Here is a 12,853-nt window from a genome sequence, read left to right as displayed (position 1 = left end):
GTTTAAAATGTTTCGTTGAAGATTGCTACGTCGATTTAAGCAGGGAAAGCGAAGGTTTTATAGCGTGCAACGCGAGACTGTTTTTGAGGTGGCAGATATTCATGTGTTGGTGAAACCCATAAAAAAACCCAGCTAAAGGCTGGGTTTTTTCTATACATCGTTTCGCTTATTCGTCTAAGAAAGACTTTAAGATTTCAGAGCGAGAAGGGTGACGTAGCTTACGCAACGCTTTGGCTTCAATCTGACGGATACGTTCACGGGTTACATCAAACTGTTTACCGACTTCTTCAAGCGTATGGTCGGTATTCATATCGATACCAAAACGCATGCGAAGTACTTTCGCTTCACGGGCTGTAAGGCCGGCGAGTACTTCGTGAGTCGCGTTTTTCAGGCTTTCACCCGTTGCTGACTCAAGTGGTAACTCAAGCGTTGTATCCTCAATAAAGTCACCTAAGTGCGAATCTTCATCATCACCAATTGGTGTTTCCATGGAGATAGGCTCTTTGGCAATCTTCAGAACTTTGCGGATCTTGTCTTCTGGCATCAACATACGTTCTGCAAGTTCTTCAGGAGAAGGCTCACGTCCCATTTCTTGTAGCATTTGACGAGAAATACGATTCAGTTTGTTAATTGTTTCGATCATGTGTACAGGGATACGGATCGTTCTTGCTTGGTCAGCAATCGAACGAGTAATCGCCTGACGGATCCACCATGTCGCATAAGTCGAGAACTTGTAACCACGGCGATATTCGAACTTATCTACGGCTTTCATCAAACCGATGTTACCTTCTTGAATCAAGTCCAAGAATTGTAGGCCACGGTTGGTGTACTTTTTCGCAATCGAGATAACCAAACGTAAGTTGGCTTCAACCATTTCTTTTTTCGCTCGGCGAGCTTTCGCTTCACCGATAGACATACGACGGTTGATATCTTTGATTGCAATGATTGCAAGGCCTGTTTCTTCTTCAATTGCGGCAAGCTTTGCACGACAGCGAGCGACGTCTTCTTCAACCATTTGCAAGCCTTCAACATAAGGCTTATTGGCTGCGATTTCTGCATCAAACCATTCAGCGCTCGCTTCGTTGCCTTGGAAGGCTTTCACGAAGTTTTTCTTCGGCATTTTTGCTTGTTCAACACAAAGCTTCAGAATTAAGCGCTCTTGCACGCGAACCTTGTCCATCATGCTGCGCATGCTTTTCACAAGGCGATCAAACTGCTTAGGCATCAGTTTGAATTCTTTGAATATCTCGCCAATTTCGAATAGGGCGCGAGTCGACTCAGGATGTTCACGGCCTTTTTCTGCAATGACTTGCTGAGAACGCTCAAAAGCTGCTCTTAGTTCGTCAAAGCGTTCTTTGGCTTCTTCAGGGCATGGGCCTTTCGGGCCTTCCTCTTCGTCTTCATCTTCATCGTCATCTTCGTCATCTAGATCTTCATCAGATAGCTCAGAGCCAACGTGAGTTGCAGTTGGGGCAACGTCATCTTCATCAGGGTTTATAAATCCAGAGATAATGTCAGATAGACGAGTCTCTTCAGCAACGTATTGGTCGTATTGCTCAAGGATCATCGCGATCGCTTGTGGGTATTCTGCAACAGACCCTTGTACTGTGTTGATCCCTTCTTCAATACGCTTAGCGATAACAATCTCGCCTTCGCGTGTCAGTAGTTCAACGGTGCCCATTTCACGCATGTACATACGAACTGGGTCAGTTGTACGACCTAATTCACTTTCTACGGTTGCGAGTGCAGCAGCAGCTTCTTCAGCAGCATCTTCGTCTGTACTGTCTTCCGACATCATAATGTCATCGGCATCCGGAGCTTCTTCATAAACTCGAATACCCATGTCATTTATCATCTGGATAATATCTTCGATTTGATCGGAATCGACCATATCTGCAGGTAAGTGGTCATTCACTTCTGCATAGGTTAAGTAACCTTGTTCTTTACCTTTGGCAAGCAACAATTTTAGTTGCGACTGCGGAGTATGCTCCATAGATATCATCCAAGTTTGGGTAACTGTTACAACGACGGACAACGATATATTTGTTGCCGCGCAAATCGTCAATTATAGCTGCGCACGCTTTCGTGTGCTAGTCCTAGGTCAAAGCAAGATTGCAAAATATGTATTATTTTTGACCTTTTATGACAGATATCAGTCTCTGTAACTGTATCCGCTCTTCTTTTGTATGAGTCTGCTTGAGACTCAGCTCTTGATAGCGTTGTTCAATGTATTGATTGCTCAACCAGATCAGAGCTTTTCTAAACTCTTGCTGCAGGTTTTCAGTCGCCACTTGATGATCCCATTGGGCTAGTTTTTTCAGGGTGGACTCTTGGTCATGACCTCTGAACTGTTCAAGTAGTTGTGCGCTGTTGATTTCCTGATCACGAGTTAAATCTAGTAAGTCGATTAACATTTGGATGCCAGTCAACTTCAAATGTTGTAAGGCTGGCTGGTTTACTAAACCTGTGCCAAGTTTTGGGTACTGTACGAGTAGCGCAATTGCTAATCTTAACGGTGTACCACGACCTTTTATGCCTTGTTGTGCAAGAGGCTGGGTTTGAGGTTTTACATTCACACCGAGCTTCTTTTTCAAATCTTCTGCGCTATTCATGCCCAGTTTGTGGGACAAGTTTTCGAGCAATAAATTCTGTAAAACTGCGTCTTGTATCTTTTCTATAAGTGCAATCGCTTGCTTTGCGAGACTGCTTTTATCGCCGCCAAACTTTTCAGTTAGGGTTGCAAATAAAAAGCTTGGCAAGTCGTCTGCTTTATCAATGAGCTCTTCAAACGCTTCCTTACCAATTTGCCTAACCATTGAGTCAGGGTCTTCGCCTTGCGGCAGAAATACAAACTTAACGAGATCGCCTGGCTTGAGCAGAGGTAATGCCGTTTCTAAGGCGCGCCATGCTGCGTCTTTACCTGCATTGTCGCCGTCATAACAACATACGACTTGCTTGGCACTACGTAGCATCAACTGAAATTGTTCAGCGGTTGTTGAAGTCCCTAGTGAGGCGACCGCATAATCAACGCCAAATTGCGCCAATGCAACGACATCCATATACCCTTCAACCACAAGTACGCGTTGTGGATCTCGGTATTTTTGCTTAAGTTCATATAGTCCATAAAGTTCATTGCCTTTATGAAATATGGGCGTTTCCGGAGAATTCAAGTACTTCGGGGTACCATCCCCTAAAACTCGTCCCCCAAAGCCAATGACGCGTCCGCGACGGTCACGAATAGGGAACATAAGTCGATCTCGGAAGCGGTCATACTGCTTGCCATTATCGTTGGCAATAACCATACCTGCGGTAAGCAGTTTGGTTTGCGCTTCCGTATTTTGTCGGTAACGACTGAGTAACCCATCCCAGCCATCAGGGGCGTAGCCGATACCAAACTGTTCGATAACCTGTGAGCTTAGATCCCGATAAGCAAGATACTTTTCGACTTTGGTTTTATCTGGGTGTTGCCTAAGCTGTTGCTGGTAATAATGGCTAGCTTCTTCCATCAGTTGATAGAGATCGCGACTTGCAGCGTGATCAGTTCGCTTCCCAGTGCCTTTTTCATGGGGGACTTCGACACCAAGCTGGCCGGCTAACTCTTCAATTGCGTCGACAAATTCAAGTCGGTCATATTCCATGACAAAATCGATGATGTTGCCATGAGCGCCGCAGCCAAAACAATGATAGAACTGTTTATCACGACTGACAGTGAATGATGGAGACTTCTCACTATGGAAAGGACAACAAGCTGAGTAATTTTTGCCTGCTTTCTTAAGCGGTACTTTTGCATCAATCAACTCAACCACATCGATGCGGGCAATCAGTTCATTGATAAAATCACGAGGGATAGCCATTTTAAGTTGATACCACGCTTGCTGAATAACAGAACAATATATAGGTCAAAGTCGTCTATATCGTGTGTTGATAAATATTATCAACCAGTTACTGCAATATTGACTGAATAAATCGTATAAATAATTTGCTTAGATCGTCAATGATCTACGACGTGCTATCGATAAAAAAATGTTACTTAATTGAAACAAACAAGCCGCGCTAATGCACGGCTTATTCATACACTCAAACTTTGTTACTTCAGTTTTGCACGAATAAGAGAACCAATGGCTCCCATATCTGCACGCCCCTGAACTTTAGGTTTAAGTGCACCCATCACTTTGCCCATATCCGCCATGGTCGATGCACCTACTTCTGAAATAGTTGCATCAATAATCGCTGCGATTTCCTCTTCGGAAAGTGGCTTTGGCAAGAAAGTTTCAAGAACTTGAATCTCTGCTGCTTCTGCCGCTGCAAGCTCATCACGACCGGCTGCTTCATATTGAGCAATCGAGTCACGACGTTGTTTGACCATTTTGGTTAAGACAGCTAATGCTTGGTCATCGCTCAGACTTTCGCGGCTATCCACTTCAATCTGTTTGATGGCAGCAAGTGCCATACGAATCGTCCCCAAGCGCACCTTTTCTTTGGCACGCATGGCAAGCTTCATTTGCTCTTTTAGCTGATCAATTAGGCTCATAATAGATTAGTATAAACGTACGCGACGAGCATTCTCACGAGAAAGCTTCTTAGCTAGACGTTTAACTGCAGCGGCTTTCGCGCGCTTACGAGCAGTTGTTGGCTTCTCGTAATACTCACGAGCACGCACATCAGCTAGGATACCTGCTTTTTCACAAGAGCGCTTGAAACGACGTAGAGCTACGTCGAATGGTTCATTTTCACGTACTTTAATAATTGGCATACGCCATCACCCCTTAGGTGTAATTTGTAATGGATTAATTCAGAATTAATCCAGGTAAGATTTAAAATGGTGCGGAATTTTATACTGACTCGTGGTGCCTTGTAAACCCCTAAACGCAGATCTAGTTTAGGCCAATTTTACACTTTACCGTCGAGTTGACTGGAGAAATGCTGACCTAGCAGTTAGAATTGGCCGCCTTTCAGATGAAGTAGATGAGATACCATGCGGGTTTTAGGAATAGAAACGTCTTGTGATGAGACCGGAATTGCCATATATGACGACCAAAAAGGGCTGTTAGCGCACACCTTATATAGCCAAATAAAATTGCATGCCGATTATGGTGGTGTCGTTCCCGAATTGGCTTCTCGCGATCATGTGCGCAAGATTATTCCTTTAATACGACAAACGTTAAAAGACGCCAACTGTAAACAAGAAGATATCGATGGTATCGCTTATACAAAAGGCCCGGGGCTGATAGGCGCTATTTTAGTCGGAGCTTGTGTGGGTCGTTCATTAGCTTTGTCTTGGGATAAGCCCGCGATTGGCGTGCATCATATGGAAGGTCACCTTCTGGCGCCGATGCTTGAGGAGGCTGCGCCTGAATACCCTTTCGTTGCATTACTCGTCTCTGGCGGCCATTCCATGTTGGTTGATGTCAAAGGCATTGGTCAATATGAAGTCTTGGGGGAGTCGGTTGATGATGCAGCAGGTGAAGCATTTGATAAAACGGCAAAACTGATGGGGCTTGATTATCCCGGGGGGCCTCGACTCGCCAAACTTGCAGAACAAGGCGTTCCTGCGAGTTATAAATTTCCTCGTCCGATGACAGATCGCCCTGGTTTAGATTTTAGTTTTTCTGGTCTAAAGACGTTTGCTGCCAATACGATTGCCGCAGAGCTTGATGATGACCAAACTCGCGCAAACATTGCAAGGGCTTTTGAAGAAGCCGTCATTGATACTTTATCGATTAAATGTCGCAGAGCGCTAAAACAAACCGGTTATCATCGATTGGTTGTCGCAGGCGGTGTCAGTGCGAATCGTCATTTACGTAGTTCACTTGCCGAAATGATGCAGGCCAATGGTGGAGAAGTTTATTATCCTCGCGGTGAGTTTTGTACGGACAATGGGGCGATGATTGCCTATGCGGGCTTACAACGTCTAAAAGCCGGTCAAACTGATGATTTACAGGTTAAAGGCTTACCGCGCTGGCCGCTCAACAGCCTGCCGGCAGTGGAAGTCGCCGAGTAAAGTAAACCTCACTAATTGATATCTAGATAGTGTGCCGAATATGACGCTCGCAAATATAGAGCCTAGAAGAGGGTTTTTGTACCTTCAGATGGTGTGTTTTATGATTTGCTTTTGCGGTCAGTTACTTTCGGCTCGGTTCGAGCTAGGAGTCGATGAATGTTGTCTTTGTGCCGAGCAATAATTAATGCAGAGAGCATCGCAACCGGCACCGTAAACCTGTCATCATAGAAGTGGGTATAGATAGGTGCTGCCAACGCTGTAACCATTGCGGCGAGCGAAGAGTAGCGGCTGATGACCACGACAACGAACCAGGTACCTAACAAGCTTAATCCCAAATCATTTCCTATCGGAGCCATTGCACCAAAAGCAGTGGCAACGCCTTTCCCACCTTTGAAGCCAAAGAAAATGGGAAAAATGTGCCCAATACATGCGGCGACGGCAATTAAGCCAAGGGCGACGGCGTCAAGTCCAAATCGATAGGCAACGTAAGCTGGAACCGCACCTTTTAGCATATCGCACAGCAAAACTAACGCCGCAGAGCTAATTCCTCCAATACGGAGTACGTTCGTCGCTCCAGGATTGCCAGAACCCTCAGTTCTAGGGTCTGGTAGCCCACGTAGACGACAAATGAGCACAGCACTTGATATGGAGCCTGTGAGATAAGCCACCATGATCATAAATATTGTTAGTGCTGCTACGCTCAAATTGGTTTCCTTTCTCGTCTTGAGGTATTATCGCGCCTCGGGAAAATGAATGCTAATGAAGCAAAGTTGGTTCATTTGCGCGATGCCATCAAGACACTTTGATTTCTGTCACAGACTCGACGATAAAATCGAGATAGCTCAAAGGCATATCCTACTTGGTATTGGCGTGAGTAGAAAGTAACTTTTGGTGACTTCCAGTGCTTTGCGCTGCGGATTATATCTCTTTTCTTGGGTTTAGCTTGTCAGACCTCATCAAACGGGTGTTTTTAGGTGATTTTAGATGGATAAAGTTTTAGTTCGCGAGTTACGTATTGATACGGTTATAGGGGTGTACGAATGGGAAAAGAAGATTAAGCAAACCCTTTTGATAGATTTAGATATGGCATGGGATAACCAGCGCGCTGCAGGTGGCGACCAATATGAACATGCCCTATGTTATGAAACCGTTTCTAATCGCCTTATTGCCCTTATTACCGAGCAGCCAATTGAGCTCATCGAGACTGTTGCTGAAATGATTGCAACCTGTGTGCTCGCTGAATTTCAAGTGCCTTGGGTTAAGGTCAAAGTGATGAAGCCTGGGGCTGTCAAGCAAGCGGCAGCAGTTGGCGTCGAAATAGAAAGAAGCCAACATTAGGCAAATTTGCAGCAATGGTTTTATTTAAGAAGAAAAGCGAATTGAAGACATGAGTAAGGCAACGATTTATATCAGCTTGGGTAGCAACATAGAGCCGGCCAAATATTTACAGTCAGGCTTAGATTGTCTGCAGCGAGAGTTTGGTGAATTAACACTGTCTTCTGTATACGAAAGTGAAGCAGTTGGATTTGAAGGAAGTAACTTCTTAAATATGGTTGTTGCTGCGCAAACAGATTTAGATGTTGCTGAAGTGAATCATTTGTTTAAGCAGATCGAAGCTGAAAACGGGCGTAAGTCTGGCGCCAAAAAATTTAGCCCGCGAACGTTAGATTTAGATTTATTACTTTATGACGAATTAATTTTAAATTCGCCGGTAGAGCTGCCGCGCTCCGAAATATTAACCAATGCATTTGTACTGTGGCCATTAGCCGAAATCGCACCTGCGTTGGAGCACCCAATTGCAAAGCAAAGCTATGCAAAAATGTGGCAAGCGTATGATAAAACCAAGCAAAAGCTTTGGCCAATAGACTTTGAATGGCCAGTGGGCCAAGTGTCTTAATTTCACAGCATATATAAAATAAAAAGGTGCAAAGCAATCCTCAATGCAGGGAGAGCGATAAAGCCGATAAAAGAACTTTTTTGAACTAAAGGGATATCATGGATAGTTTTCAGGTCATCATTTTGGCACTTATTCAGGGGCTGACTGAATTTTTACCTATTTCTAGCTCTGCGCATTTAATTTTGCCGGCGCAACTTCTGGACTGGCAAGATCAAGGCTTATCGTTTGATGTGGCGGTGAATACAGGCTCGTTACTCGCAGTGGTCATCTACTTCCGCCGTGAACTGGCAACAATGTTTTTTGCTTGGACAGGGAGTATTGCCACGCGTCAACACACTGATGACAGTAAACTTGCGTGGTGGATTATTTTAGCAACGATTCCTGCGGTCGTATTTGGCTTTACTGCGAAGGGTTTTATCGAAACGCATTTTCGGAGTATCGAGGTGATTGCAGCCACCACTATTATTTTTGGTTTGTTACTTTGGGTTGCTGACAATATGGCCAATCGGCAGTTAACCGAATATCAAGCGGGGTGGAAAAAAGCCCTTGTGATAGGCTTTGCTCAAGCGCTAGCGCTTATTCCTGGTACGTCACGTTCTGGTGCGACGATAACTGCAGCTTTAATGCTCGGTTTAGGTCGAGAAGCTGCGGCACGTTTTTCTTTCTTAATGTCGGTCCCCGTAAGCCTTGGCGCAGCAATTCTCGTTACAAAAGATTTAATGTCTAGTGGAGAGGCGATAGATTATCAGGCGCTCTCACTTGGTATTCTGGTGTCGTTTGTTGCAGCCTATGCATGTATTCACTACTTCTTGAAAGTGATCAGTAAAATGGGCATGACACCATTTGTCATCTATCGCTTACTATTGGGCGGTGCGCTTTGTGCGGTGATTTGGTTGTGATGACGCAATTGAATGCCGGGTCGGTTTCACGCACAATTTTATATCAATTCACTCAACTTTGGATGTCGATAGCATAATGGCGATTCAGTATCAGTGCCCAGTATGTCAACAAGCTTTGCATACACATAAAGAGTCGTCAGGTTTTTATTGTGATAATAAACATCGATTTGACCGACATGAAAATGGTTATTGGGTCTTTGCGTTGCCTAAGAAAGGTAAAGGGAAACAAGATAGCCGACAACTTATGCGAGCTAAGCGACATCTGTTAACGTCGGGCTTATTATCGCCTGTGGTTGATGCCATGGCGACGTGCGTGTCACCATTGCTTTTGCAAGGTTCATTGCAACAATTAACGCTGAATTGTGGCGAAGGCTATTTTGTGAGACAGCTTGCTCACTCGCTAGCAAGCCCTGAAATGCAGGCGTTGAATGTGCAAAACCATGGACTACAGCAAACGGCGATGAGTGAAGCTGAAAATGCAGTCTTTGCCGCCGTAAAGTCGGATACGGATGCTTTTTATTTATTGGGTGGTGATAAACGGCTGCCATTTGCCGATGAAAGTTTTGACTTGATTACGTTGGTCAATACCGCGCTCAAGGGCAAAGAGAGCTTGCGAGTTTTGAAGTCACAGGGACATTTACTTTATGTCTCTTTTGGACCTCGTCACCTCTGGCAAGTAAAATCTGTGTTGTATGCTGATATGGCCGAAAAGGCAATGCAGGTTGATTTGCCTTCTGGTTTAGAGGTTGTGACGCAACAAAGAGTCCTGTTTCAACATGATGCGAGCTCCGAAACTGCTTTGACTTTATTGGAAATGACGCCATATGCTTGGCGAGTCAATGACAAAATGAAGAGGCAATTAATGTCGCAAGCATATGCGGGGCTTGAGCTTGACTTTGTCGTGACGCTTGCGAAGAAAGTCAGCTAAATTTTTGTTGTATCTTGAAGTGAATACGGCAAACCAATACTAGTATTTTAGATTGAATTAAAAGACGTGAATAGGGATAAGAATGAGCGCCAATGGGCTTATTAGCAAGTACATCGCATTAACTTTGTTGTGGTTTTTTAGTGTCGTAATGACATCTTGTGCTTGGGCAAATGTGTACTCTCTACCTGCTGATGGTGGACGGCTGATTGGGCGTATACAGCATCATGAAGTGCAAAAAGGTGAATATTTTAAAACCATAGCGGATCATTACAATATCGGGATACTGGAGCTCATGGAGTCAAATCCAGGGGTCGATCCCTTTTTACCGACGCCGGGCACTGAGTTAATGATCCCCACGCAAATGCTAATCCCGGATGTTGTTCGCAAAGGCGTGGTGATTAATCTTGCGGAATTGAGGCTGTATTACTTTCCTAAACATCAACGAGAGGTTCATGTCTTTCCAATCGGGATTGGGAAAATTGGCTGGGATACGCCGGAGATGACGACGACAATTAGCTCGCGTATCGAAAACCCAACATGGACGCCACCAAAGAGTATTCGTAAAGCTTACCTTGAAGAAAAGGGAATCGTGCTGCCACCTGTTGTGCCTGCTGGGCCGGACAACCCTTTAGGTAATCATGCTCTGCGATTGGCTTATGGCTATGGCAGTTACTTGATCCACGGTACAAATAAAGATTTTGGCATTGGGATGCGTGTGAGCTCTGGCTGTGTTCGCCTCAACCCGAAAGATATTGCTTGGTTGTTTGAACAAACAAGACGTGGTGAACCGGTCAGAATTATTAATCGCACCATCAAAATTTCTGCTGAGCCCAACGGGGAGAAATGGATTGAAGTTCACTCTCCTTTATCTGAGACAGAAAATGATTCACAAGTGCAGAAAGCGCTAAAGCTAACCAGTGACATTGTCCGTTTTATTAGTGATGCAGATATTGATAACCAAAAAGCGAATGATGCATTGCTTTCTCAAAGGGGATTGCCAGTGAACATTCGTTGGTGATTGAGCTAAAGCTCAAAAACCAGTTAATTGATGATTGGATGACCCATCAACATATTAATTCCTAGGCTAATGATTAATCATTGGCCTTTTTTATGTTCGGTAGAACTTTTGAGCCGATATTCATCTCGATTCAATTCCCCGAATGAAATGAGCGCTGCTGAACAATATTAAATGGAAAGCTATACGGTTTAATTGCAACGTGCTTTATTAAAGAGGCACGGAATTGAGTTGAAGAAGCTACGTTTAAGAAGTGAGAAAAATAAAAGGCTTGGACTTGTAGTCTAAATAAGACCGCAATAATCCAAGCCTCAATTAACAAACCTCATTGCTGAGGAAGGTTAATTTATCATTACTTCTTGTAAGAAGAAGCAACGTTATCAAGACGAGCGTTTGCACGTTGTGCTTCAGCTTGAGCGTCCATAGCTGCAGCTTTCGCATCTTTGATGTCAGCAGACATAGTGCCGTGTTGGCCTTTAAGCATGCTTACTTCAGAAGAAAGTTGGTCAACTTTGTTGCCTAGGTTAGCTACGCTTTCTTCTAGAGCAGTTGTGTTTGCGCAACCACCTAGTAGGGCAGTCATTGCTACGCCAGCAATCATTAGTACTTTTTTGTTCATGGAGAAATCCCTTTAAATAGGTTGGATTTATTTATTAGTCAAACAGTGAATCACTGCCGCGACGACTTCATTATGTCATAGCTATTTTAATTTGCTACGCATTTAGGCGCAGCACTTGATTACCATAGCGAAAATCTATTTAATTGCAAGCAAACTGCTTAATAATGCAGCATAAATTGGGTTATTTTTTATTAATTGCTAGCTTTGGGGATATCATAGCTTTGCTTGATTCGTTCTACTTCATTTATTCGAGCTAAAGTGAGCTGCTTTCTTATCTCTGCACCTTTGAATCCTGCATTTAGGATGGCTTTTATGTCAACTTGGCTCGCAGCGTTAAAACATTGTTGAAGGTAATCTGCTTGAGGGTAAGATGTCTCTTCAAATCCTGTGCGACCTTTAGAGTCAGCCTCGCATATGAGCAACAGTTGTTGCACGCGTTCTGGTTTGCGCCAAAAATCTGCTTTATCAAAAATGTTAATGATTGTGTTCGCTTTTAACGTAAATGCGTTATGAACATTTTGGTGCTGATCACTGCCCAATAGTGCTAAGTCGCGAAAGTCGTTTGGTATTCGCAACCGCTGACAAAGCTGTTTAATGACCCCAAGACCCTTTTGCCCGTGGCCATGGTGTTTCGGCCAATGCTCTGGAGGGCTTAAAGCCTTTCCAAGATCATGCACTAGCGCGCCGAATCGAATGGCTTTATTTTGGGTGATGCGGGCCGATTGTTGTAAAACCATCAATGTATGGATGCCAGAGTCAATTTCTGGGTGCCACTTTTCGGGCTGCGGGACTCCAAATAAGTTATCAATTTCTGGGAGTAATTCTTTTAACGCATCAACTTGGCGTAATACATCGAAAAATACTTGAGGATTGTCAGCTGCAAGTGTTTTGTCTATTTCCAACCAAATGCGCTCAGGAGTTAATGCAGAGAGTTCACCGCTTTGACTAATTTGTTTCATCAGCAGCAATGTTTCTGGTGCTATGGAGAAGCCTAAATGATGAAATCTTGCTGCAAAGCGCGCCACTCTTAATACTCGGAGTGGATCTTCTGCAAAGGCATCTGATACGTGCCGAAGTTGTTTTTGCTGTATATCTCGCTGGCCACCATGGGGATCTATAATTTTACCCCGCGCATCTTGTGCCATGGCATTAATGGTTAGATCCCGACGCAATAAATCTTGCGCTAAGGTAACGTCGTCTTTTGCGTATACGCTAAAGCCGCCATAGCCGCTACCGGTTTTACGTTCGGTGCGCGCTAAAGCGTATTCGTGTTGGGTTTTGGGGTGCAAAAAAACAGGGAAGTCTTTACCCACTTGACGAAACCCTTGGCTAAGCATTTGTTCAACACTTGCACCGACAACTACATAATCTTTGTCTTTTACGGTTTGCTTTAAAAGCTGGTCTCGGACTGCGCCGCCGACAAGATAAATTTCCATGGCGATATTAGCTTATTTTTTCCGAATAAATCTTGGGTTTAAGATAGCGGCTAGACTA

General features: G+C 44.2%; 13 protein-coding genes. 6 read left to right on the top strand and 7 right to left on the bottom strand.

Going from position 1 to position 12,853, the window contains the following annotated elements:
- Nucleotides 1–166: 166 nt before the first annotated feature.
- From rpoD to rpsU, 4 genes are all read right to left on the bottom strand, one after another.
- Entirely contained in the window at nt 167–2,002 is a 1,836-nt protein-coding gene (rpoD, locus tag IEY18_RS01890) for an RNA polymerase sigma factor RpoD (protein WP_188917875.1), read from the bottom strand.
- Between the two features lie 124 nt (nt 2,003–2,126).
- Complete coding sequence (gene dnaG / locus IEY18_RS01885) at nt 2,127–3,854, bottom strand: DNA primase (RefSeq protein ID WP_188917239.1); 1,728 nt, start codon at nt 3,852–3,854, stop codon at nt 2,127–2,129.
- 233 nt (nt 3,855–4,087) lie between these two features.
- On the bottom strand, nt 4,088–4,531 hold the full coding sequence (locus tag IEY18_RS01880; RefSeq protein WP_188917238.1) for a GatB/YqeY domain-containing protein: 444 nt from the start codon (nt 4,529–4,531) through the stop codon (nt 4,088–4,090).
- Between the two features lie 6 nt (nt 4,532–4,537).
- The gene (gene rpsU / locus IEY18_RS01875) at nt 4,538–4,753 is read right to left on the bottom strand and encodes a 30S ribosomal protein S21 (protein WP_013050163.1); all 216 of its coding nucleotides are present in this window, start codon (nt 4,751–4,753) and stop codon (nt 4,538–4,540) included.
- 222 nt (nt 4,754–4,975) lie between these two features.
- On the opposite strand from rpsU, the gene tsaD reads away from it, so the two are divergent.
- Nucleotides 4,976–6,001: a tRNA (adenosine(37)-N6)-threonylcarbamoyltransferase complex transferase subunit TsaD gene (gene tsaD / locus IEY18_RS01870; protein WP_188917237.1), complete on the top strand. Its 1,026-nt coding sequence runs from the start codon at nt 4,976–4,978 to the stop codon at nt 5,999–6,001.
- Between the two features lie 98 nt (nt 6,002–6,099).
- Here the strand turns inward: tsaD and plsY are convergent, their stop codons facing one another.
- A complete protein-coding gene (gene plsY, locus IEY18_RS01865; RefSeq protein ID WP_188917236.1) occupies nt 6,100–6,705 on the bottom strand; it encodes a glycerol-3-phosphate 1-O-acyltransferase PlsY in 606 nt (201 codons plus the stop codon).
- 280 nt (nt 6,706–6,985) lie between these two features.
- On the opposite strand from plsY, the gene folB reads away from it, so the two are divergent.
- The 5 genes from folB to IEY18_RS01840 all read left to right on the top strand — a co-directional run bounded on the left by folB (nt 6,986) and on the right by IEY18_RS01840 (nt 10,743).
- Complete coding sequence (gene folB, locus IEY18_RS01860) at nt 6,986–7,339, top strand: dihydroneopterin aldolase (RefSeq protein ID WP_188917234.1); 354 nt, start codon at nt 6,986–6,988, stop codon at nt 7,337–7,339.
- 49 nt (nt 7,340–7,388) lie between these two features.
- A complete protein-coding gene (gene folK / locus IEY18_RS01855) occupies nt 7,389–7,898 on the top strand; it encodes a 2-amino-4-hydroxy-6-hydroxymethyldihydropteridine diphosphokinase (RefSeq protein ID WP_188917232.1) in 510 nt (169 codons plus the stop codon).
- Nucleotides 7,899–7,996: 98 nt separating this feature from the next.
- The gene (locus tag IEY18_RS01850; RefSeq protein WP_188917231.1) at nt 7,997–8,797 is read left to right on the top strand and encodes an undecaprenyl-diphosphate phosphatase; all 801 of its coding nucleotides are present in this window, start codon (nt 7,997–7,999) and stop codon (nt 8,795–8,797) included.
- A 76-nt stretch (nt 8,798–8,873) separates the two neighbouring features.
- A complete protein-coding gene (locus tag IEY18_RS01845; RefSeq protein ID WP_188917229.1) occupies nt 8,874–9,725 on the top strand; it encodes a putative RNA methyltransferase in 852 nt (283 codons plus the stop codon).
- Between the two features lie 82 nt (nt 9,726–9,807).
- On the top strand, nt 9,808–10,743 hold the full coding sequence (locus tag IEY18_RS01840) for a L,D-transpeptidase family protein (RefSeq protein ID WP_188917227.1): 936 nt from the start codon (nt 9,808–9,810) through the stop codon (nt 10,741–10,743).
- A 349-nt stretch (nt 10,744–11,092) separates the two neighbouring features.
- Here IEY18_RS01840 and IEY18_RS01835 read toward each other — a convergent pair whose 3' ends face one another.
- Complete coding sequence (locus tag IEY18_RS01835; RefSeq protein ID WP_188917225.1) at nt 11,093–11,359, bottom strand: Lpp/OprI family alanine-zipper lipoprotein; 267 nt, start codon at nt 11,357–11,359, stop codon at nt 11,093–11,095.
- Nucleotides 11,360–11,550: 191 nt separating this feature from the next.
- Nucleotides 11,551–12,795 carry a multifunctional CCA addition/repair protein gene (locus tag IEY18_RS01830; protein WP_188917224.1) on the bottom strand — a complete coding sequence of 415 codons (1,245 nt, stop codon included), beginning with the start codon at nt 12,793–12,795 and terminating at the stop codon, nt 11,551–11,553.
- Nucleotides 12,796–12,853: the final 58 nt, after the last annotated feature.

The sequence above is a fragment of the Shewanella gelidii genome, from assembly GCF_014647855.1.
In the GTDB taxonomy this organism is placed as follows: domain Bacteria; phylum Pseudomonadota; class Gammaproteobacteria; order Enterobacterales; family Shewanellaceae; genus Shewanella; species Shewanella gelidii.
Note: the sequence above shows the minus strand (reverse complement) of the source record. Positions and strands in the feature narration are given on the sequence as shown.

Coding starts and splice junctions, on each gene's coding strand:
- rpoD (WP_188917875.1), bottom strand. CDS start 2,002: ATGATATCTATGGAGCATACTCCGCAGTCGCAACTAAAATTGTTGCTT.
- dnaG (WP_188917239.1), bottom strand. CDS start 3,854: ATGGCTATCCCTCGTGATTTTATCAATGAACTGATTGCCCGCATCGAT.
- IEY18_RS01880 (WP_188917238.1), bottom strand. CDS start 4,531: ATGAGCCTAATTGATCAGCTAAAAGAGCAAATGAAGCTTGCCATGCGT.
- rpsU (WP_013050163.1), bottom strand. CDS start 4,753: ATGCCAATTATTAAAGTACGTGAAAATGAACCATTCGACGTAGCTCTA.
- tsaD (WP_188917237.1), top strand. CDS start 4,976: ATGCGGGTTTTAGGAATAGAAACGTCTTGTGATGAGACCGGAATTGCC.
- folB (WP_188917234.1), top strand. CDS start 6,986: ATGGATAAAGTTTTAGTTCGCGAGTTACGTATTGATACGGTTATAGGG.
- folK (WP_188917232.1), top strand. CDS start 7,389: ATGAGTAAGGCAACGATTTATATCAGCTTGGGTAGCAACATAGAGCCG.
- IEY18_RS01850 (WP_188917231.1), top strand. CDS start 7,997: ATGGATAGTTTTCAGGTCATCATTTTGGCACTTATTCAGGGGCTGACT.
- IEY18_RS01845 (WP_188917229.1), top strand. CDS start 8,874: ATGGCGATTCAGTATCAGTGCCCAGTATGTCAACAAGCTTTGCATACA.
- IEY18_RS01840 (WP_188917227.1), top strand. CDS start 9,808: ATGAGCGCCAATGGGCTTATTAGCAAGTACATCGCATTAACTTTGTTG.
- IEY18_RS01835 (WP_188917225.1), bottom strand. CDS start 11,359: ATGAACAAAAAAGTACTAATGATTGCTGGCGTAGCAATGACTGCCCTA.
- IEY18_RS01830 (WP_188917224.1), bottom strand. CDS start 12,795: ATGGAAATTTATCTTGTCGGCGGCGCAGTCCGAGACCAGCTTTTAAAG.